Below are 17,888 nucleotides of genomic sequence, written 5' to 3' on the forward strand. Positions count from 1 at the left end.
CCCCCTCCAACCCCAATCAAGCAAAGGATCTCCATGGCCAAAGAAGAACTGATCGAAATGCAAGGCAAGGTCGAGGAAGTGCTGCCCGATTCGCGTTTCCGCGTCACCCTGGAGAATGGCCATAGCCTGATTGCCTACACCGGCGGCAAGATGCGCAAGAATCACATCCGCATCCTCGCTGGCGACAAGGTGTCGCTGGAACTCTCGCCCTACGACCTGGGCAAGGGTCGCATCACCTTCCGTCACCTGGAGCCCCGCTCCGGCGGTGCGCCGGCTCGGCCCCGGCGCACCTTCCGCTGAGCTCCTAACCCCATCCTGGATGGTTTTAAAACCAAGACCATCTTTTCCCCGCGTCAACATTCCCAGTGAATCAAAGACGCTTTTTCTGAAAGGCTCACCATGAGCAGCAAACTTTACGTCGGCAACCTCTCCTATTCCGTGCGCGACGACGATCTCCAACAACAATTCGGAGCCTTCGGCGACGTGCAATCGGCCAAGGTCATGATGGACCGCGACAGCGGCCGCTCCAAGGGCTTCGGCTTCGTGGAAATGGGCAGCGCCGACCAGGCTGAAGCCGCCATCCGCGGTCTGCATGGTCAGAACGTCGGCGGCCGTGACATGGTGGTCAACATCGCTCGCCCGATGGAACCCCGCACCGGCGGTGGCGGCGGCTTCGGCGGCGGCCGTCGCGAAGGTGGTGGCGGTGGTGGTGGTGGTTTCGGCGGTGCCCGCAACAACCGCTACTGAAGCCTGCGGCGCGCAACGCGCGTCATGCGACAAAAAAACCGGCCTCGGCCGGTTTTTTTCATGGTGACCTCGAAGACGGGCATTAAGATGCGGCTGGTTCAATCACCAAGGGGCCGTCATGATCCGATTCAGCGAAGAACATGTGTGGGTGCGTGTCGAGGGCGACATCGGCATGGTGGGCATCACAGCCCACGCACAGGACACGCTGGGCGACATCGTATTCGTGGAGCTGCCTGCCGTGGGCAGGTCTCTGGCGGCAGGCGACGTGGCTGGCGTGGTGGAGTCCGTCAAGGCCGCCGCCGATGTGTATAACCCGGTCAGCGGCACGGTCACCGAGGTGAATGAGGCCTTGCGCGAAGACCCGGCGCTTGCCAATGGCGCTCCCCTGGATGGCGGCTGGTTCTACAAGCTGCGACTTTCGAATCCCGCGGAACTCGACGCCTTGATGGACGAGGACAGTTACGCCAGCAGCCTGATGACCTGAGCCCGGACTGGCCAGGCGCCGCGCCCCTCACGCCCAGTAAGCCGGGTCGGGCAGTTCGCTGAAGACCTTGCGCAATTGCTCGCCCCAACGCTCCCGCAGTGAAGCGAAATACGGATCCTTGCCGTCGATCATGGCCTGGCGCGTGACACGCAAGCTGTCGGTCTCATAACAAAGCAAATCCAGCGGCAAGCCCACCGAGAGGTTGGACTTCATGGTCGAGTCCATCGAAATCAGACAGCATTTGGCCGCCTCGTCCAGCGACAGGTCCCCGTCGACCACACGGTCCATGATGGGCTTGCCGTACTTGGACTCCCCGATCTGGAAATACGGCGTCTCGGGCGTGGCCTCGATGAAATTGCCCGCCGCGTAGATGTTGAACAGGCGCGGTGCCTCACCCCGAATCTGGCCGCCGAAGATCAGGTTGATGTTGAAGTCGATGCCGTAGTCCTTGAGCGCGGCGGCTTCACGCGCGTGCACCCGGCGCACCGTCTCACCCACGATGCGCGCGGCGGAAAACATGTTGGGTGCCGTCGCCAGGTTGCGGCCTTCGTCAGCCGCCGGCTGCCGATCGACCGGCTCAGCCTGCCCGTCATCTTGCCCTGACACCTCCCCTGCTTGTTTCATCTGCACGCGCAGACTGCTGGCCACTGCCTGGCTGAGCGAAAGATTGCCCGAGGACAGCAAGACCATCACGCGCTCCCCCGGCACGTCGTAGACATGCATCTTGCGAAAGGTGCTGATCTGATCGACCCCCGCATTGGTGCGCGAATCCGAGAGAAAAACCAGGCCCGCGTCGATGCGGACCGCCGTGCAATAAGTCATGGTGAAAAGGCTGGCGCAGCGCACTGTCGCGTTGCCCCGCCCAGCCGAAGTCCAGGGCCCGCCATCTTAGCGGCCCGCGCGCATCCACCCACGCGCAGCCTGGGCTCAAGCGGATGCGGTGGCGCCGACCGTCGAGCCCCCCCCAACCGCGCCATTTCCCGCCGGCCCGGTGGGTGGGGTTGCCGCCTCCGCCTCCTGCAAGGCGCGCCACATCACCTTGCCACTGCCACTTTTGGGCAAGGCATCGACGAACTGCACGATGCGCGGCGCCTTGTAGACCGCCATGTTCTCGCGGCACCAGGCCATGATGTCGTCCTCACTGACCTGTCCTGCCTGGCCAGGGCGCAAGACCACCACGGCCTTGACCGTCTCGCCACGGTAGCTGTCCTTGGCGGCGATGATGCAAGCCTCCTGAATGGCGGGATGCCTGAACATCAGCGCCTCCACCTCGGCCGGCCAGACCTTGAAGCCACTGGCATTGATCATGCGCTTGAGGCGGTCGGTGATGAAGAAGTAGCCTTCTTCGTCCACACGCCCAAGGTCGCCGGTGCGAAAGAAACGCTTGCCGCCCAGCTCGAAAAAGGCGTCACGCGTCGCATCGGTTCGTTTCCAGTAACCCTGGAACACCATGGGGCCGTGCACGACGATTTCGCCCTGCTCGCCCGCTGGCAACTCTTGCAAGGTACCGGGGTCCACCACGCGCGCGTCGCAGCCCATGAAGGGAATGCCCAGGCATTGCTGCTTCGGCTGATCCGGTGGATTGCTGTGCGAGGGTGCGGCGGTTTCGGTCAGACCGTAGCCTTCGGCGTATCGCAGACCAAACTGCTCGAACAGGCGCTGCGCCACGGCCTGTGGCATGGCGGCCCCTCCGCCGCCGATGTAGACGAGACTGGAGAGGTCAAAGCGCGCGAAATTCGGACTGGCCATCAGGTCGATCACCATGGTCGGGATATTGGTCCAGCTCGTGACCCGCCATTTGGAGATGAGGCGCCCGGCGAGCTCCCGGTCCCAGCGGGGCATGATGACCAGGGTCGCGCCGCTGTAGATGGCGGCATGCATCATGCTGACCATGCCAGTGATGTGGAACATGGGCACCACGGCCAGCACGACCGTCTCCATCGAGGCACCGCTCCAGAGGCTGCCGGCAACCGCGTTGTGCATGAGGCTGGCGTGGGTGTGCATGCACCCCTTGGGCAGGCCGGTGGTGCCACTGGTGTAAGGCAAGGCTGCCAGATCTTCGGGGCCGGCGCTGTGAGCGGGCGGCGCGTAGGACTCGCGCAGAACCTCGTTCCAGTCATGGACCTGCCCGCCTTCGAGCGTGGGTAAGGGATGGCGCGTGCACAGCCAGGAGGTCCAGGCCTCGGGCGGTGCATCCTCGCCGGCCTCACCGGGATCAAAGGCATCGGTGAACTGCGTCACGATCAGGTGCAGCAAGCGCTTGGGCGCGGCCAGGGCATTGCTGGCGCGAGCCAGTTCAGCCGCCAGGTCGCCCGTGGTGATGGCAACCTTGACGTCCGGATCGGTGATGTAGTGCTTCAGTTCCTCGGCCCGGTTCATCGGGTTGACCGGCACCACCACCGCGTTGGCGCGCAGGATGGCGAAATGCGCAACCACCAGTTGCGGTGAATTTTGCATGTCGAGGATCACCCGGTCGCCCTGCTCGACGCCCAGACTATGCAGGAAGGCGGCCATGCGTTCGGCCTGTCGGGCCAGCTCGGCATAAGGCATCACGCGCCCGAGAAAAACCAAGGCCGGTTTGTCCGGGTAACGTTGCGCGCTGATGGCCAGATTGGCCCACAGCGAGGTTTGCGGCGGCGTGATCGCATGCGGCAAGCGCCTGGGCCAGCAGGCATGGTGCGCCAGGGCGGTGGACATCAGCACTGGCGAGGCGGGGTTCTGCGAGGACATGGAAGCGAGCTCCTGGTACGGCCTATGGCCAAGCGCCCAGACTAGCCGTGTCCAAGAATGCTGCGCATCCGGGAAAGCGCCAAAGCCATCGCCGCATCCAGACTATCCCAGGGGGCCTGGGTCACTTTGGGGACTGACAAGGGCGTGCTGGTATGCCGCCAACCCGCAAAAACCTCCGCGGAACGCGCTAGGCGAACTCCGGCACCAGGAAATCGCGGCTGATGCGCACGCCGATGTCGTTGACGCGTTCCAGGAACTTGGTCAGGAAAGCGTGCAGGCCCGTGGTCAGGATGTCATCGATGCGCTCGTATTGCAACTCGGCCAGCAGCTTGCCGGCCAGGTGACGCGTCTCCGCGATGCCTTCGGTCGCACTTTCGCCAGCCACGAGACCGAGGTTCTTCACCACCTCGGCCATGCTGGCGTGCAGGGAACGCGGCATGTCGGCACGCAGGATGAGCAGCTCGGCCACGCGCTCGGGACGGATCACGTCGCGGTAGACCTTGCGGTAGATCTCGAAAGCCGAGACGCTGCGCAGGATGGCACTCCAGTGGTAGAAGTCATACACGCGATCCCGTTCGTCGGCATGGGCGAAGAACTCGCTCTGCACCGCGTGGAATTTCACGTCGACCAGGCGTGCCGTGTTGTCGGCCCGTTCAAGGAACGTGCCCAGGCGCATGAAGTGCAGCGCCTCATCGATCAACATGGTGCCCAGGGTCACGCCGCGCGACAGATGCGAGCGGTGCTTGACCCATTCGAGCAGGCTTGCCGGGTCGCGCTCCAGGTCGCCCTGACGCAACATGCGCTTGAACTCCAGCCAGGTCTGGTTCTGCGTCTCCCAGACTTCGGTGGTCAAGCTTCCGCGCACGGCCCTTGCGTTCTCGCGCGCCGCGCGCAGGCAGGACACGATGGACGACGGATTACCCTCGTCGCTAACCATGAAGGTCATCACGTCCCTGGGCGACACCTCGCCATGGCGCGCCACATAGGCAGGCACCAGTTCGCTGATGGACAGCAGACTCTGCCAGCCCAGTTGCGCCACGGCGACCGACTGCGGCAGCATGGACGTTTCATGGCTGACACTCAGCATGCGCGCGGTGTTCTCCGCCCGCTCGGTGTAGCGGTTCATCCAGAACAGGTGATCGGCGGTTCTCGACAACATATACGTTTTCCTTGCGGCCCGCTCAAACTTCCAGCACCCAGGAATCCTTGGTGCCGCCGCCCTGCGAGGAGTTCACCACCAGGGACCCTTCCTTGAGCGCCACGCGGGTCAGGCCACCGGCGACCATCTGCACGGTCTTGCCGGTCAGCACGAAGGGCCGCAGGTCAATGTGACGCGGCGCAATGCCGCTTTCGACGAAGGTCGGACAGGTGGACAGGGACAGCGTGGGCTGCGCGATGTAATTGCCTGGTTTTTCCTTGAGCACGCGCGCGAAATCCGCGATCTGCTGCTGGGTCGAAGCCGGTCCGACCAGCATGCCGTAACCGCCCGCGCCATGCACTTCCTTGACCACCAGGTCTTTCAGGTTGGCCAGCACGTATTTCAGATCCTCGGGGTTGCGGCACATGTAGGTGGGCACGTTGTTGAGGATGGGTTTCTCGCCGAGGTAGAACTCGATCATCGCGGGCACATAGGGATAGATGGACTTGTCGTCCGCCACCCCCGTGCCCACCGCATTGCACAAGGTCACGTGGCCGGCGCAATAGGCTTCCATCAGTCCCGCACAGCCCAGTGTGGAATCGGCACGGAACACATGCGGGTCCAGGAAGTCGTCATCGAGTCGGCGGTAGATCACGTCCACCCGCTTGGGGCCGCGCGTGGTGCGCATGTAGACGAAGCCCTCGCGCACGAAAAGATCCTGCCCCTGCACCAATTCCACGCCCATCTGCTGGGCCAGGAAGGCGTGTTCGAAATAGGCACTGTTGTACATGCCGGGCGTGAGCACGACCACGGTCGGCTCGCCGGTGGTGTCGGGCGCGGAGGCACGCAGTGTCTCCAGCAGCAGGTCGGGATAGTGTTCGACGGGTGCGACGCGGTGCGCGTTGAATAGTTCAGGGAAGAGCCGCATCATCATCTTGCGGTCCTCGATCATGTAGCTCACGCCACTGGGCACGCGCAGGTTGTCCTCCAACACGTAATACTGGCCTACACCGTCTGCGTCCGGCGCACGCACGATGTCGACGCCGCTGATGTGAGAGTAGATGTCGTTGGGCACGTGCACGCCCATCATCTGCGGACGGTACTGTGCGTTGTGCAAGATCTGCTCGGCCGGGATCACGCCCGCGCGCAGAATTTCCTGGTCATGGTAGACGTCATGGATGAAGCGGTTGAGCGCCGTCACGCGTTGCGCCAGACCGCGTTCCATGCCTCCCCATTCGTTCGCGGGGATGATGCGCGGGATCAGGTCGAAGGGAATCAGGCGCTCCGTGCCGGAGCCATCCTCGTCCTTGTCGCCATAAACCGCGAAGGTGATGCCCACGCGGCGAAAGATCATTTCGGCCTCGTCGCGCCGAGCCTTCATGGATTCGGCGCTCTGCCCGGCCAGCCAGCGTGCATACGCCTGGTAATGGGCCCGGATATCGGTCCGGCCTCCCCCCGTCATCGACTGCGCACCGTTGGCGCCGATCTGCCCCATGCCTGCGGCCAACGCGCCCGGCTCCACGTACATCTCGTCAAACTTCAACATGCGGCCTAGCCTTGTTCTGGTCTTTCCGATCTTTCCGGTTGCCGCCCCTTCACGCCCGGCGAGCACCGCACCGGGCGGCACCTGGATGTGTCCCTCGAACGCGTCTGGCACGCGGCGCCTAGGGCAGCAGAACCTGAATGCGAGGGTAACAGCAAAATCCGGGCCCGCTCCATAGGCGGTCTGCGCATGCGGCCGGGACACGCGCCAGCAGGTCGCTTGGCTCAGCTCTTGCTATAAGCTCTTGACACCCCAACCCCCGCGGTTCCCGCGTCGCTCCGCCGCCTCAGCCACCAACCTCCCACCCCATCCCGCCCGATAGGCCCGGCCTCTAGCCGAGCCCCTCCTGCCCGCACCGTCCGCGCCATGTCCATCCACGCCGCCCTTCAGCACATCACCCATTACAAGTACGACCGTCCGGTGCAACTGGGCCCGCAGACCGTGCGACTGCGGCCGGCGCCCCATTGCCGAGGCAAGATCGTCTCGTACTCGCTGCGGGTTGAACCAGCCCGGCACTTCATCAACTGGCAGCAGGACCCCTTCGCCAACTACCAGGCCCGGCTGGTGTTTCCCGAAAAGACGACGGAATTCAAGGTCGCGATCGATCTGGTCGTCGAGATGGCGGTGTACAACCCCTTCGACTTCTTCCTCGAGCCGGAGGCCGAACATTTCCCCTTCAGCTACAGCCCGGCCCTGCGAGAGGAACTGGCGCCCTACCTCGTGGCGTCCTCGCTCACGCCGTTGCTGCAAAAGTACCTGGACCGTATTGACCGCGGCCAACGGCGCACGGTGGATTTCCTGGTCGCGCTGAACCAGCAACTGCAAACCGACATCCAATACCTCATCCGCCTGGAGCCGGGCGTGCAAACCCCGGAAGAAACGCTGCGCAAGGCCAGTGGCTCCTGCCGCGACTCAGGTTGGCTGCTGGTCAATCTGCTGCGGCATTGCGGCCTGGCGGCACGTTTCGTCTCGGGCTACCTTATCCAGCTCACGCCGGACGTGAAGGCAATCGATGGCCCCAGCGGCACCACCGTCGATTTCACCGACCTGCATGCTTGGTGCGAGGTCTACCTGCCCGGTGCCGGCTGGATCGGACTCGACCCCACCAGCGGCTTGATGGCGGGCGAAGGCCACATTCCGCTGGCCTGCACCCCGCAGCCCTCCAGCGCCGCGCCGATCGAAGGCCTGTTTTCGGTGGCCGCGCCCCAGGACACTGAGGACGACGCCGAGGTCGAATTTTCACACCACATGCAGGTGACACGCATCCATGAATCGCCGCGTGTCACCAAGCCCTACACAGACGCACAGTGGGACGCCATCGTGACCTTGGGGGAACAGGTTGAAGGCCAGCTCCAGTCTGGTGACGTCCGCCTGACCATGGGTGGCGAACCGACCTTCGTGGCCACCAGCGATCGGGATGCACCCGAATGGAACACCGATGCACTGGGGCCAACCAAACGCGGTTACGCCACCGAACTGGTGCACAAATTGCGCACCGAATACGGGCGCGGCGGTTTTCTGCATTTTGGCCAGGGCAAGTGGTATCCGGGTGAGCAGTTGCCACGCTGGGCACTGTCCATCTGCTGGCGGGCCGATGGCGAACCCATCTGGCAAGACCCAAATCTGTTCGCCGATGAACGCGTCCCGGCCCACTACGGCAGCGAGGACGCGCGCCTGTTCACGCACACGCTGGCGGGCAAGCTGGGGCTGAACACCCGCTACATCCAGCCCGGCTACGAAGACACTTGGTACTACCTCTGGCGAGAGCGGCGCCTGCCGGTCAACGTCGACCCCTTCGACGCGCGCCTGGACGACGAACTGGAGCGCCAACGCCTACGGCGGGTCTTCGGCCAGAAACTGGACGCCGTGGTCGGTTATGCCCTGCCCCTGCAGACCGGCGCGGGGCCGACACTGGCCGGCTCGCGCTGGAGCACCGGCCCATGGTTCTTCCGCGACGACCGCATGTACTTGATGCCAGGTGACTCCGCCATGGGCTACCGCTTGCCGTTGGATTCACTGCCGTGGGTCAGCGAAGGCGACTACCCCTGGGTGATCCAGCAAGACCCGTATGACCCCCGCGCGAACCTGCCCCACGCGGCCGACATCCGCGCACAGTACACGGCGCGCAGGCTCGGCGGCAATGGCGGCGGGGCGGGCGCCGTGAATGGCGAAGCAGCGCCCGCGGGCGCGAGCGGCATGAGCGCCGGGTCCGCACGCCCGACGGCTGCGGCAGCCGCGGCCCACCGCCAGCCCCAGCGCTTCGAGTCCGCGCACTGGATCACACGCACGGCGCTGTGCGTGGAAGCCCGCGACCCCATGCGCGCCAACGGGCCGAAAGCGGAACGCGAGCAGGGCGGCAAGAGCGGCCTGCTCTACGTCTTCATGCCGCCGCTGGCGCGACTGGAAGACTACCTGGACCTGCTATCCGCAGTCGAAGCCACGGCCGCCGAACTCGGCGTCAAGATCGTGCTCGAAGGCTACCCACCCCCACGTGACGCGCGACTGAAGATGCTGCAGGTCACGCCCGACCCCGGCGTGATCGAAGTCAACATCCACCCCTCGCACACTTGGATGGAACTGGTGCAACGCACCGAATTCCTCTACCAGGCGGCGTTCGAAACGCACCTGTGCGCCGAAAAATTCATGACCGATGGCCGCCACACCGGCACTGGGGGCGGCAACCATTTCGTGCTGGGTGGCGCCACACCGGCGGACAGCCCCTTTCTGCGCCGTCCGGAACTGCTGGCCAGTCTGCTGCTCTACTGGCATAACCATCCCTCGCTGAGCTACCTGTTCAGCGGTCTCTTCATCGGCCCGACCAGCCAGGCCCCGCGCGTGGACGAAGCCCGCAACGACCAACTGTACGAACTGGAAATCGCCCTGCGCGAGATCCAGGCCAACCGCCAGAAATACGGGCAGGACATGCCACCCTGGCTGCTGGACCGAACGCTGCGCAACATCCTCGTCGACGTGACGGGCAACACCCACCGCAGCGAGTTCTGCATCGACAAGATGTATTCGCCCGACGGCCCCACCGGCCGCCTGGGCCTGCTGGAGCTGCGCGCCTTTGAAATGCCTCCGCACGCGCGCATGAGCATCGCACAGCAGCTGCTGCTGCGCGCGCTGGTCGCGCGCTTCTGGAACCAGCCTTACCAGGCGCCCGCCACGCGCTGGGGCACGGAGCTGCACGACCGCTTCCTGCTGCCCACCTTCGTCAGGATGGACTTCGCCGACGTCCTGCAGGAGATGCGTCAGGCCGGCTTCGCCTTCGAGGACGCCTGGTTTGCCCCGCATTTCGAGTTCCGCTTCCCGCTGGTAGGCGAGCTGCAGATGCCGGGCATGACCCTGACCCTGCGCAACGCGCTCGAACCTTGGCATGTGATGGGCGAGGAAGGCGCGGCGGGAGGCACCGTGCGGTACGTGGACTCGTCGCTGGAACGCATCGAAGCCCGGGTAACCGGTCTCAACCCCAGCCGCCACGCCGTCACCGTCAATGGCCGCCCCTTGCCCCTGCAGCCCACCGGCACGGTCGGTGAATATGTCGCAGGCGTGCGTTACAAGGCCTGGAATCCACCTTCCAGCCTGCACCCCACGATTGGCGTGCATGCGCCGCTGGTGTTCGACCTGGTGGACACCTGGATGCAACGCAGCCTCGGCGGCTGCCAGTACCACGTGGCGCATCCGGGCGGGCGCAACTACATCACCTTCCCGATCAACGCCTATGAAGCCGAGAGCCGCCGCCTGGCGCGCTTTTCCCTCACCCGCCACACGCACGAGCCGCTGCCAGTCCCCTCGGCCACCCAGGCGCTGCCGGGCAGTCGGGAGTTCCCTTACACCCTAGATCTGCGGAACTGAGAGACCACGACGATGGAGAAGCCTCCGACGCCGACGCCGGCGCGGGCCGGTCGCTGAGAGCGACCCAGCCTGGTCGAGGGCGCGGGATCTGGCCCAGCAGGCGCGGGCCATGCCACGCTATAATCGCGGGCTCTGCTGACATCATCCACAGACACAAAGGAAACTTCTCATGGCCTCTGGAAAGCCGAAGAAAAAGAACCCGCGCCTCGCGTCGGGCCGCAAACGCGCACGTCAGGACGTCAAGCTCAATGCCGCCAACACGTCCCTGCGCTCCAAATACCGCACCGCCGTGAAGAACGTCGAAAAGGCCGTTCTGACCGGTGACAAGGCCAAGGCCACTGAACTGTTTGCCAAGATGCAAGCCGTGGTGGACTCCGTGGCCGACAAGCAGATCTTCCACAAGAACAAGGCCGCTCGCGACAAGAGCCGCCTGTCCGCCAAGGTCAAGGCGCTCGGCGCCGCCGCCTGATCCATCGTCATCAGGCAAGCCCGGAGTGGTGAACACCGCTCCGCCGTTTGAAACGGGTGCGCTGTCAACAGAGCAAAACGCCGCTGGGGAACCAGCGGCGTTTTTGTTTGTGGGGCTCGGAAACGAGCGGCGACGGAGGATGGCGGGACAAGCGGCCGTCAGCCCTGGTCAGCCCTCGACGGGGCGGCCCTGGGCATCCAGCTCGATCATCTGCAGATCGTTGTCCTTCGCGAAATTGACGCAGAAGTCCCAGGCCTTGGGCTCGACGTCGCGCAGTTCGCGGTTGACGATCACGCATTTCACCCCCTCAGCCGTCGTGCTGGGCACGCACCAAGGGGAGTAGGCCCAATGACCGCCGCGCGTCGCGACACCAGGGCAGAACTGGCTCATCACCCCCGCCAGGCGCTCGGCCCAGTCGCTGGGACGGAAAGTCTTGCCTGAGCGGGTCAGCCCGAGGATGTGGACTTCTTTGACGGTGGTAGAAACCATGACGCAACTATTCTATCTTATATAAGACTTGAGACCATGCGACGCCCCATCATGACACCACCCAGGGCCTAAAATGCGCGCACGGTTTTCCAGTCGGCCCAAGCCGCCGCAAGCGCTTGGGCCGTTTTGTTTTCCCTCTGCATCGCGCCCCATGAACACTCTCGCCGCCCTACCCGTCGCGCCCACCTCGCCCCACGTGATCAACACCTACGGCCGAGTGCCGATCGCGCTGTCGCACGGCCAGGGCTGCCGCGTGTGGGACGTCAACGGCAAGGAGTACTTGGACGCGCTGGCGGGCATCGCCGTCAACACCCTGGGCCACAATCACCCGCGCTTCGTGCCCGCCCTACAGGAACAGATCGCCAAGCTGATCCACACCTCGAACTACTACCACGTGCCGGGGCAGGAACTACTCGCCGCGCGGCTGGCCGAGCTCTCCAGCATGAACAAGGCCTTTTTCTGCAACAGCGGCCTGGAAGCGAATGAGGCCGTGCTCAAGCTGGCGCGCAAGTACGGCCACGACAAGGGCATCAGCAACCCGCAGATCGTCGTCTACGAACGCGCTTTCCACGGCCGCTCCATCGCCACGCTCAGCGCCACCGGCAACACCAAGCTGCAAAAGGGCTTCGAACCCATGGTGCCGGGTTTCATCCGCGTGCCGCTCAATGACATCGAAGCCCTGAAACGCGCCACCGAAGGCAATCCGGACGTGGTGGCCGTGTTCTTCGAGACCATCCAGGGTGAAGGCGGCATCAACGCCATGCGCAACGAGTACCTGCGCGCCGTGCGCGCGCTCTGCACGGAGCGGGACTGGCTGCTCTGCATCGACGAAGTGCAAAGCGGTATGGGTCGCACCGGCAAGTGGTTCGCCCACCAGTGGGCCGGCATCGTGCCGGACGTGATGGCGCTGGCCAAGGGTCTGGCCTCGGGCATACCCATCGGCGCCATCGTCACCGGCCCGAAAGCCTCGGAGGTGCTGCAACCCGGCAACCACGGCAGCACTTTCGGCGGCAATCCGCTGGCCATGCGCGCGGGCATCGAGACCCTGCGCATCATGGAGGAAGATGGCCTGATGGAGAACGCCACCAAGATGGGGGACTACCTTATGGGCCGCCTGCGCGCCGAGTTGGGCACGCACCCGGGCGTGAAGGAAGTGCGCGGTCAAGGCCTGATGATCGGGATGGAGCTCAACAAACCCTGCGGCGTCCTGATTGCCCGCGCCGCCGAGGCAGGCCTGCTGATCAGCGTGACGGCCGACAGCGTGATCCGCCTGCTGCCGCCGCTCATCATCACCCAGGCCGAGATCGACGAACTGCTGGCACGCCTGCTGCCCCTGGTGCGCGTCTTCCTCGCGGAACAAGCATGAAACCCGCCATGTCCCAAACCCTCAAGCATTACCTGCAGTTCAGCGACTTCACGGCGCAGGAATACGCCTATCTCTTCGAGCGCTCGCGCTTCATCAAGGCCAAGTTCAAGGCCTTCGAGAAATACCACCCCTTCGCCGACCCCGACCGCACGCTGGCGATGATCTTCGAGAAGGCGTCCACGCGCACGCGCGTGAGCTTCGAAGCCGGCATGTACCAGCTCGGCGGCAGCGTGGTCCACCTGACCACCGGCGACAGCCAGCTGGGCCGCGCCGAACCCATCGAGGACAGCGCGCGCGTCATCAGTCGCATGGTCGACATCGTGATGATCCGCACCTTCGGCCAGGACAAGATCGAGCGTTTCGCCGCGCATTCGCGCGTGCCCGTGATCAACGGTCTCACCAACGAGTACCACCCCTGCCAGATCCTCGCGGACCTCTTCACCTACCTTGAATACCGCGGCGTGAACGCCCAGGGGCAGTTGGACCCGGATTGCCTGAAAGGCAAGATCGTGGCCTGGGTCGGCGACGGCAACAACATGGCCAACACCTGGCTGCAGGCCGCGGAATTGCTGGGCTTCACCGTGCACGTCAGCACGCCCAGCGGCTACGAAATCGACCCAACCATCGCGCATGTGCGCAGTGATTGCTACAAGGTCTTCAAGGACCCGCTGCAGGCCTGTGTGGGTGCCGATCTGGTCACCACCGATGTCTGGACCAGCATGGGCTACGAAGCTGAAAACGAAGCGCGCCGCAAAGCCTTCGCCGACTGGTGCGTGGACAGCCGGATGATGCAGGCCGCCAAGCCCGACGCCCTGTTCATGCATTGCCTGCCCGCCCACCGCGGCGAGGAAGTCTCCGCCGAGGTCATTGATGGGCCGCAATCCGTGGTCTGGGACGAGGCCGAGAACCGTATGCATGTGCAGAAGGCCCTCATGGAGTACCTCCTGCTCGGTCGCCTCGCATAACAGAACGACCGCCGACACGCCCACGCCACCATGACTGCCTGCACCAGCTGCGGCGCGTGCTGCGCCTGTTTCCGCGTCGATTTCGCGGTCTATGAACTGGAAAGCATCGGTGGCTCGGTGCCTGACGGACTGACCGTCGAAGTCAACGGCAACACAGCCCGCATGCGCGGCACCGATCATGTCCCGATCCGTTGCGCGGCGCTGACCGGCAAGGTCGGGATTCAGGTCGCCTGCGGCATCTATGAATGGCGCCCCTCGCCTTGCCGTGAGTTCGAGGAGGGCAGCGAAGCCTGCCATCGCGCACGGGCGCGCAGCGGACTGTCGCCCTTGGCGACGGACTTGGGCTAAGAAACGGTTGGCCTGCCCGGAGGGAATCGAACCCCCGACCCACAGCTTAGAAGGCTGTTGCTCTATCCAACTGAGCTACGGGCAGTGAAGAAGGCGCGATCATACCGGGCGATGCGGCACAGCTGCGACTGCCGCGCCGCAGGCGTGCGACCCATGACTCACAGATAGTTCAGGACTTCTTGCTGCGATGTCCAGTCGATGGCCTTGGCATCCAGAACCTGCTGGCTGTCGAGGTGCAAGGCCGAGGCCACTCCTTGCGGAAAACTGGAAAGCAATTCGCTGAAATTCAGGTTGGCCTCTTGCGCACGAGCACGCCACGCAGCCAAATGCACCATGGCCGTCACGGCGGTGGATTGCGATGTGGAAGGCTCCCCCTTGCGCCCTGTAGCACCCGATCCAATCGAAGGCTCGACATGGTGCTCCAGCACATCGACAAGCAGGCCGGGCAGTTTCCAGGAACGCGCGAAGGCACCGCCAACTTCCGCGTAGGAATACCCGAGCAGCTTCTTCTCCTCGGCAGCGCGGCGCAGATCGAACACAGGCACCACGGCGTCCAGCTCGGCCATCTGACGCGGCAAGGCGCGATGCATGATCAATTCGCCCGCCGCGTGCACCAACCCCGCCGTGAACGCCGTGGACGCATAGGGGCTGACCATCGCCAACTTGCGCGCGAGCTTGGCCGTGTTGAGGCTGTAACGCCAGAACTGGGTCATGTTCACGCCACCAATCTGACGAAGGGCGCTGGCCATCGCGGCCGCGTGCACCATCTCGCGCAGTTCCCCCAGACCCAGCAAAGGCAAGGCTTCGCCAACACTGCTCACACCGCGGCTGAGGTTGAAGCGAGAGGAATTGGCAATGGCCAGCAAGCGCGCCGTCATCACAGGGTCTTCCTTCAGATGCGCGCTGATCCTGCGAAGGTCGGGGTCCGGACGCCCCAACTCATTCATCACCAGCGCGATCACGCGCGGGATGCTCGGAAACGCCCCGGGGTCATGAACAAGTTGATTCAGATCCATGAACGAATTGGATTGGGAATTCTCGATGACGATGGCGAACTCGCCATGGTAGCGCCAAGCCTGTCGCACAGCGACGGCATTACACGCTGAAACACCCCGGAACAGGGTGCGGCAGAGATGGTGCTGAGGTCGAAATGCGGAGTAAGCCTGCAAAAAGACCAAAGAAAACGCCACTGATGCCTGGGCATCAGTGGCGTTCAGGATGAACTCTGGTCGGTGTGAAAGGATTCGAACCTTCGACCCCTTGCACCCCATGCAAGTGCGCTACCAGGCTGCGCCACACACCGAAGAGGCCGCATTATAGCCTGAGATCTGGGCTCTTCCGGGCCCGTAGCGGCAATCCGCGCACCCGTTGATGGGCGTCACGCCTTTCTTATGCGGCTGCGGGCTCCGTGGCCCGCGCGGCGCGCGCCTTGCGGTTGCGTTCCAGCCAACCGTTGACCAGTCGGACCGTCTCACACACGGACTCGGATTGCAGGCTCTGCTGTTCCGCCACCAGCTTGACGAGCAAGTCGATGCGCTCGATGTCAGTCGCGCCTGCCGCCAAGGCACGCGCGGCCGAAGATGGCTTGAGCAAGCCGGTACCTGCGGCGGCGTACTTCTCGAAGGGCACCAGGTCATCGGGTTGCGCACCCAATTGGCAGCAGAGCTGGCAGACCCATTCGTAAACCGCGCGCGACTGCGCGATGTCACCGTGCACGGCCTCCTTGATGGACCGCATGCCTTGCGCGCCGATGCAGCGGTAGTTGCCGGTGAGCAGCATGGCCCATTTCGCCAACGGGACGAAGATGGATTCATGCACCTTGAGCTTGACCGGCAGATCCAGGGTCTCGCCATCGACAGTGAGCCGAGCCTCCGCGATGTCCTGCGCCATCTGCATCAGCATCGCCGTGTGGGCGGGGTCTTCGAAGCGCGCCACCTTGAAGTTGGTGGGCAGGCCAACCTGAAGCACATTGGGCTGTTCTTCCGGCGGACGGAAGGCTTGCGGGTCAGGGCTGCACAAGGTCATGAGCCCGGGTTCGAACTGTTCCCACACCGCCGGGTCGTGGTAGCAGGCGCGCAGGGCCTTGGCGTCCAGGCCGGGGATGCGCGCCAGGAAGGGCAGCGGCGGCATGTTCATGATCGACAGGCAAGGCAGCTTGGCCCGGGCAACCGCCTGCATCAGTTCGCGTACACCGGACGCGCTGTATTGGGGCTCCTGCATGGCCAGGCAAACAAGGTCGTAGTTCGCCACCGGCACGGCCTGAGGCGGCATGGCGTCCAACCGGCCCGCGGTGGCGGGCAATTGGCGAGAGTCGATCTCCACCAAGCCATCGCGCCCCTTGACTGGCATGCGCACGCGGGTGCCCTCCCGGTTGATCAGGTCCGCCGTCTCCTGGCGGCAAACCAGCGTGACGCTGTGCCCCGCCATCAGCAGCTTGCTGCCGAGCAAGGAGCCATATGAGGCTCCCAGTATCAGCACCTTGAATTGCTTTTTCATACCGAACACTACCTTTCTGTTTACTTGAAAACCGGTCGCGAAGCTGACAGCACTTTTCTCGTTTTTTGTGCACTGCAGCGTAGGCATTGGCCCCATCGTAAAACGAAGCTCTGAAAATCGATAGCCACCACGACAGCAGTAGAAAAGTAAATTTCTCTTTTATATCAATGAGTTAATTAAATTATTCCTTAATGTGAAAAGGAATATCTCATATTCAAATGGGATCCTGGCTCAAGCCACGAGGGGGTTTCGCATTGAGAAAACAAATCGGCATGCGTGAAATGCCGATCTACCGGACGTTCACGACCCACACGCCGGCTCGACGGGTCATTCCGTTCCCACATTCCCCAGCCTTCGGAACGGATGCGTCGATACCCGGCGGGCGCACCGGATGCGCACACGCCACATGCCCGCATTCGCGCGACACGATTGGCGACCGCGAGACAGGTGTCGGATATGCCAACAGGCCATGTCCATGCCTCGTCATCGAAGACAACGCGCGATGAGCGATCGACGCTTTGTTGATCACGCAGGACCGGCGTATCGGCAACTCCGCGCGCCCGTTTTCCCGAGCGAAAGCAGCCATGGAAAAACAACATTCCCGAGGGAAAAAACGCAGCTTTCGCTTGGAGACAGGTTTTTTCTCCGATAGCATCCACAGTGCCAACGCCAAAGACAAATTTTGAGCTCTGGCACTCACCCAACTTATAGAAGAGGAATCTCAATCATGGCAACTGCAAAGAAAGCGCCGGCAAAAAAAGCCGCTGCGAAAAAGGCTCCCGCGAAGAAGGCCGCACCGGCCAAGAAGGCCCCCGCGAAGAAAGCGCCAGCCAAGAAAGCGGCGCCGGCGAAGAAGGCCGCACCGGCGAAGAAGGCCCCCGCGAAGAAGGCGGCGCCTGCCAAGAAGGCTCCGGCGAAAAAGGCCCCCGCCAAGAAGCGCACGCCGAACGCGGCCTTCATGAAGGCGCTGACCCCCAGCCCCGCGCTTGCCGCAGTGGTGGGCAGCACGCCGCTGGCACGCACGGAAGTCGTCAGCAAGCTGTGGGCCTACATCAAGAAGAACGGCCTGCAAGACAAGGTGAACAAGCGCAACATCAACGCCGACGACAAGCTCAAGACCGTGTTCGGCAAGGCCCAGATCACGATGTTCGAACTGGCTTCGCTGATCGGCAAGCACCTGAGCTGAGATTTCAGGGCCACCGGATCCGTTCCCGTCATCGGGACGGAAACTGAAAAAGCCGCTGCGACCCAGCGGCTT

General features: G+C 63.8%; 16 protein-coding genes and 2 tRNA genes. 9 read left to right on the forward strand and 9 right to left on the reverse strand.

Annotation, left to right across the window (positions count from 1 at the left end):
* The first annotated feature begins 33 nt into the window (after positions 1-33).
* From infA to gcvH, 3 genes are all read left to right on the forward strand, one after another.
* A complete protein-coding gene (gene infA, locus DW355_RS14250; RefSeq protein ID WP_131280992.1) occupies positions 34-300 on the forward strand; it encodes a translation initiation factor IF-1 in 267 nt (88 codons plus the stop codon).
* 99 nt (positions 301-399) lie between these two features.
* Positions 400-747, forward strand: a complete 348-nt coding sequence (locus DW355_RS14255) for an RNA recognition motif domain-containing protein (RefSeq protein WP_131280994.1) — start codon at positions 400-402, stop codon at positions 745-747.
* A gap of 118 nt (positions 748-865) precedes the next feature.
* Complete coding sequence (gcvH, locus tag DW355_RS14260; RefSeq protein ID WP_131280995.1) at positions 866-1,231, forward strand: glycine cleavage system protein GcvH; 366 nt, start codon at positions 866-868, stop codon at positions 1,229-1,231.
* A 27-nt stretch (positions 1,232-1,258) separates the two neighbouring features.
* On the opposite strand, the gene DW355_RS14265 is transcribed toward gcvH, so the two are convergent.
* The 4 genes from DW355_RS14265 to DW355_RS14280 all read right to left on the reverse strand — a co-directional run bounded on the left by DW355_RS14265 (position 1,259) and on the right by DW355_RS14280 (position 6,645).
* On the reverse strand, positions 1,259-2,053 hold the full coding sequence (locus DW355_RS14265; RefSeq protein ID WP_131280997.1) for a peptidase: 795 nt from the start codon (positions 2,051-2,053) through the stop codon (positions 1,259-1,261).
* A 105-nt stretch (positions 2,054-2,158) separates the two neighbouring features.
* Positions 2,159-3,961: a long-chain fatty acid--CoA ligase gene (locus DW355_RS14270; RefSeq protein ID WP_242671177.1), complete on the reverse strand. Its 1,803-nt coding sequence runs from the start codon at positions 3,959-3,961 to the stop codon at positions 2,159-2,161.
* Between the two features lie 187 nt (positions 3,962-4,148).
* Positions 4,149-5,120, reverse strand: a complete 972-nt coding sequence (locus DW355_RS14275) for an alpha-E domain-containing protein (RefSeq protein WP_131280998.1) — start codon at positions 5,118-5,120, stop codon at positions 4,149-4,151.
* 22 nt (positions 5,121-5,142) lie between these two features.
* A complete protein-coding gene (locus DW355_RS14280; protein WP_431733179.1) occupies positions 5,143-6,645 on the reverse strand; it encodes a circularly permuted type 2 ATP-grasp protein in 1,503 nt (500 codons plus the stop codon).
* A gap of 363 nt (positions 6,646-7,008) precedes the next feature.
* On the opposite strand from DW355_RS14280, the gene DW355_RS14285 reads away from it, so the two are divergent.
* Both DW355_RS14285 and rpsT read left to right on the forward strand, forming a co-directional pair.
* On the forward strand, positions 7,009-10,497 hold the full coding sequence (locus DW355_RS14285; protein WP_131281000.1) for a DUF2126 domain-containing protein: 3,489 nt from the start codon (positions 7,009-7,011) through the stop codon (positions 10,495-10,497).
* A 169-nt stretch (positions 10,498-10,666) separates the two neighbouring features.
* Positions 10,667-10,966, forward strand: coding sequence for a 30S ribosomal protein S20 (gene rpsT, locus DW355_RS14290; protein WP_131281002.1), 300 nt, complete (start codon positions 10,667-10,669; stop codon positions 10,964-10,966).
* 168 nt (positions 10,967-11,134) lie between these two features.
* On the opposite strand, the gene DW355_RS14295 is transcribed toward rpsT, so the two are convergent.
* Positions 11,135-11,455 (reverse strand): DUF3579 domain-containing protein, encoded by a 321-nt coding sequence (locus DW355_RS14295; RefSeq protein ID WP_131281003.1) that lies wholly within the window; start codon positions 11,453-11,455, stop codon positions 11,135-11,137.
* A 151-nt stretch (positions 11,456-11,606) separates the two neighbouring features.
* On the opposite strand from DW355_RS14295, the gene DW355_RS14300 reads away from it, so the two are divergent.
* The 3 genes from DW355_RS14300 to DW355_RS14310 are packed head-to-tail and all read left to right on the forward strand — an operon-like array spanning position 11,607 to position 14,134.
* Complete coding sequence (locus DW355_RS14300) at positions 11,607-12,821, forward strand: aspartate aminotransferase family protein (protein WP_131281005.1); 1,215 nt, start codon at positions 11,607-11,609, stop codon at positions 12,819-12,821.
* Positions 12,818-13,786 carry an ornithine carbamoyltransferase gene (gene argF / locus DW355_RS14305; protein ID WP_131281006.1) on the forward strand — a complete coding sequence of 323 codons (969 nt, stop codon included), beginning with the start codon at positions 12,818-12,820 and terminating at the stop codon, positions 13,784-13,786. The genes DW355_RS14300 and argF overlap by 4 nt, the downstream gene beginning before the upstream one ends.
* Positions 13,787-13,816: 30 nt before the next feature.
* Positions 13,817-14,134, forward strand: a complete 318-nt coding sequence (locus DW355_RS14310) for a YkgJ family cysteine cluster protein (RefSeq protein ID WP_131281008.1) — start codon at positions 13,817-13,819, stop codon at positions 14,132-14,134.
* An 8-nt stretch (positions 14,135-14,142) separates the two neighbouring features.
* Here DW355_RS14310 and DW355_RS14315 read toward each other — a convergent pair.
* From DW355_RS14315 to DW355_RS14330, 4 genes are all read right to left on the reverse strand, one after another.
* A tRNA-Arg gene (locus tag DW355_RS14315) sits at positions 14,143-14,219 on the reverse strand.
* 73 nt (positions 14,220-14,292) lie between these two features.
* Positions 14,293-15,150, reverse strand: a complete 858-nt coding sequence (locus tag DW355_RS14320; protein WP_242671181.1) for an HDOD domain-containing protein — start codon at positions 15,148-15,150, stop codon at positions 14,293-14,295.
* A 210-nt stretch (positions 15,151-15,360) separates the two neighbouring features.
* Positions 15,361-15,437, reverse strand: a tRNA-Pro gene (locus DW355_RS14325).
* Positions 15,438-15,523: 86 nt separating this feature from the next.
* Positions 15,524-16,630: a ketopantoate reductase family protein gene (locus DW355_RS14330; protein WP_131281010.1), complete on the reverse strand. Its 1,107-nt coding sequence runs from the start codon at positions 16,628-16,630 to the stop codon at positions 15,524-15,526.
* A 727-nt stretch (positions 16,631-17,357) separates the two neighbouring features.
* On the opposite strand from DW355_RS14330, the gene DW355_RS14335 reads away from it, so the two are divergent.
* A complete protein-coding gene (locus DW355_RS14335) occupies positions 17,358-17,816 on the forward strand; it encodes an SWIB/MDM2 domain-containing protein (RefSeq protein ID WP_131282757.1) in 459 nt (152 codons plus the stop codon).
* The last annotated feature ends 72 nt before the right edge of the window (positions 17,817-17,888 follow it).

It is taken from the genome of Hylemonella gracilis (assembly GCF_004328645.1).
Lineage (GTDB): Bacteria > Pseudomonadota > Gammaproteobacteria > Burkholderiales > Burkholderiaceae_C > Hylemonella > Hylemonella gracilis_B.

Bases quoted from the DNA above. Each gene is read 5' to 3' on its own strand.
- infA (WP_131280992.1), top strand. From the start codon at position 34: ATGGCCAAAGAAGAACTGATCGAAATGCAAGGCAAGGTCGAGGAAGTG.
- DW355_RS14255 (WP_131280994.1), top strand. From the start codon at position 400: ATGAGCAGCAAACTTTACGTCGGCAACCTCTCCTATTCCGTGCGCGAC.
- gcvH (WP_131280995.1), top strand. From the start codon at position 866: ATGATCCGATTCAGCGAAGAACATGTGTGGGTGCGTGTCGAGGGCGAC.
- DW355_RS14265 (WP_131280997.1), bottom strand. From the start codon at position 2,053: ATGACTTATTGCACGGCGGTCCGCATCGACGCGGGCCTGGTTTTTCTC.
- DW355_RS14270 (WP_242671177.1), bottom strand. From the start codon at position 3,961: ATGTCCTCGCAGAACCCCGCCTCGCCAGTGCTGATGTCCACCGCCCTG.
- DW355_RS14275 (WP_131280998.1), bottom strand. From the start codon at position 5,120: ATGTTGTCGAGAACCGCCGATCACCTGTTCTGGATGAACCGCTACACC.
- DW355_RS14280 (WP_431733179.1), bottom strand. From the start codon at position 6,645: ATGTTGAAGTTTGACGAGATGTACGTGGAGCCGGGCGCGTTGGCCGCA.
- DW355_RS14285 (WP_131281000.1), top strand. From the start codon at position 7,009: ATGTCCATCCACGCCGCCCTTCAGCACATCACCCATTACAAGTACGAC.
- rpsT (WP_131281002.1), top strand. From the start codon at position 10,667: ATGGCCTCTGGAAAGCCGAAGAAAAAGAACCCGCGCCTCGCGTCGGGC.
- DW355_RS14295 (WP_131281003.1), bottom strand. From the start codon at position 11,455: ATGGTTTCTACCACCGTCAAAGAAGTCCACATCCTCGGGCTGACCCGC.
- DW355_RS14300 (WP_131281005.1), top strand. From the start codon at position 11,607: ATGAACACTCTCGCCGCCCTACCCGTCGCGCCCACCTCGCCCCACGTG.
- argF (WP_131281006.1), top strand. From the start codon at position 12,818: ATGAAACCCGCCATGTCCCAAACCCTCAAGCATTACCTGCAGTTCAGC.
- DW355_RS14310 (WP_131281008.1), top strand. From the start codon at position 13,817: ATGACTGCCTGCACCAGCTGCGGCGCGTGCTGCGCCTGTTTCCGCGTC.
- DW355_RS14320 (WP_242671181.1), bottom strand. From the start codon at position 15,150: ATGGATCTGAATCAACTTGTTCATGACCCCGGGGCGTTTCCGAGCATC.
- DW355_RS14330 (WP_131281010.1), bottom strand. From the start codon at position 16,630: ATGAAAAAGCAATTCAAGGTGCTGATACTGGGAGCCTCATATGGCTCC.
- DW355_RS14335 (WP_131282757.1), top strand. From the start codon at position 17,358: ATGGCAACTGCAAAGAAAGCGCCGGCAAAAAAAGCCGCTGCGAAAAAG.